This window comes from Lysinibacillus sp. (assembly GCF_032093475.1).
GTDB lineage: Bacteria > Bacillota > Bacilli > Bacillales_A > Planococcaceae > Lysinibacillus > Lysinibacillus irui.
The window spans coordinates 1-1,918 of record NZ_DAMDAY010000142.1 but is presented as its reverse complement, the minus strand read 5'-3'; the positions used below and the strand labels follow the sequence as shown (position 1 = coordinate 1,918).

General features: G+C 38.6%; 2 protein-coding genes. One reads left to right on the top strand and one right to left on the bottom strand.

Going from position 1 to position 1,918, the window contains the following annotated elements; translation table 11 throughout:
* On the bottom strand, positions 1–323 hold a 323-nt coding region (locus RT445_RS20925; RefSeq protein ID WP_313471488.1), incomplete at its 3' end, for a peptidylprolyl isomerase.
* Positions 324–560: 237 nt separating this feature from the next.
* Here RT445_RS20925 and RT445_RS20920 point away from each other — a divergent pair.
* On the top strand, positions 561–1,918 hold a 1,358-nt coding region (locus RT445_RS20920; protein WP_313471486.1), incomplete at its 3' end, for a transglycosylase domain-containing protein.

The following is a 1,918-nucleotide window of genomic DNA, read 5'->3' as shown; positions in this document are numbered from 1 at the left end:
GTGTTTGGACCTGCATTCGCCATTGATAGCGCACCACGAAGGTTAAATAATTGATCAGAGAACTCATCCTCGAAAGAATTACCCCAAATAGATTCTCCACCCATACCAGTACCAGTTGGGTCACCGCCTTGAATCATGAAATCTTGAATAACACGGTGGAAAATGATGCCGTTATAATAGCCTGATTTAGCATGCCCTAAAAAGTTCTCAACAGTTTTTGGTGCATGTTCCGGGAACAATTTAATTTTGATAGCACCTAATGTTGTGTTCATTTCTACAAGCACTTCGCCTGCTTGTACGTCTGTTGTTAATTGTGGAAACATGGAAGTCTCTCCTTTAGTGATAAATTTCAGTTTCAATGAAAAAGATGACATTTCATCCTTTCTGACCTCATTTTAGTCTAACATACTTCCTATTGGTTTTCTTCATCAAAGTATTGACGATTTTTGCACTTTTAACATTCATTCTCAAAATGCTGGAAATAGGTCCGACCGAGTATTTGGAATCAATCCAAAATATGTTATTCTGATGAAGGATTTATAGAAAGAGTGGAGGCACACATGAAAAAGGCTTTTGGTTTTTTTATTATACTTCTTTCCCTACCGGCTCTATGGTGGATTAGTACCAACATCCGAACAGAAATCAATACAGCACAAGCACATGAACAGCAGATTTCACAGGCTATTCATTTGCCTGAAGTACAAACACAGCTACCTGTCACACTGAAAGATCAAGACGGGCAAACATTTAGTGAGGAATATGTCGAATGGCGGCAGCCACTAACCTTACAAGAAATTCCACAAATTGCCCAGGAAATATTCATCACAAGTGAAGACGCTGATTTTTATGAGCATATCGGCTTTGATTTAAGTGCAATCATAAGAGCAGTTGTTGCGAATTCGAATAGCAACACCACTTCCCAGGGAGGTAGTACGATTACACAGCAACTCGTTCGAATGCGTTATTTATCTGATGAAAAAACATACGAACGGAAATTAACAGAGCTTTTCTATGCTTATGAATTAGAAAAAGAGTTTGATAAAGAAACGATTTTAACAATGTACCTGAATGAGTCTTATTTTAGCAATCAAGTGTATGGCATTGGTGGAGCAGCTACTTATTATTTTCAAAAGCCACTCCAAGAATTATCCATTGCTGAAATAGCCTTTATTGCAGCTATTCCAAATAACCCCTCACTTTATAACCCGTTAAAAAATTTCGATCAAACTAAAGCGAGGCAGGAACGATTATTAGATACACTTGCAATAAATGGGGCTATTACAAAAGAAGATGCAGCTACCTATAAGGCTGCACCGATTACATTGAATATTAAAGATAAAATTCAAAGTTATCCAATGTACAGTACCTATGTACTCCAAGAGTTAAAATGGTTAGTTGCAGAAAAGGAAGGTTACGCCGATCGACTGAGTAATACCGATAATGAGGAAGAAAAGAAAGCAATTAAGGCACAACTAGACAAACGACTGGATACCTTATTTCAAAATGGACTAATTATTAACACGGCTCTTGATCCAACTAAGCAGCTACACGATGAAGAAAAAATATCAGCCATTCTAGGAACAGGTGAATTGCAAGCAGCAGGTGCTGTCATAAATAATCAATCGAGAGAAATTGTTAGCCTGTATGCAGGAAAAAACTATGAAAAGTTTGATTATCATCGTGCATTCCAAGGAACCCGTCAGCCAGGCTCAGCCTTTAAGCCACTAGCCGTCTATGCTCCTTTTTTTGAAACGACAGCACATACACCCGATTCAATTGTGAATGGAGGTCGTTACTGTGTTGGCTCGTTTTGTCCGCAAAACTATGGGGGCTATACCTATGGAGATGTGTCTATTCGAACAGCCTTTCGACACAGCTATAATACATCTGCATTGCGTCTCTTTCAAACAGTTGGCGT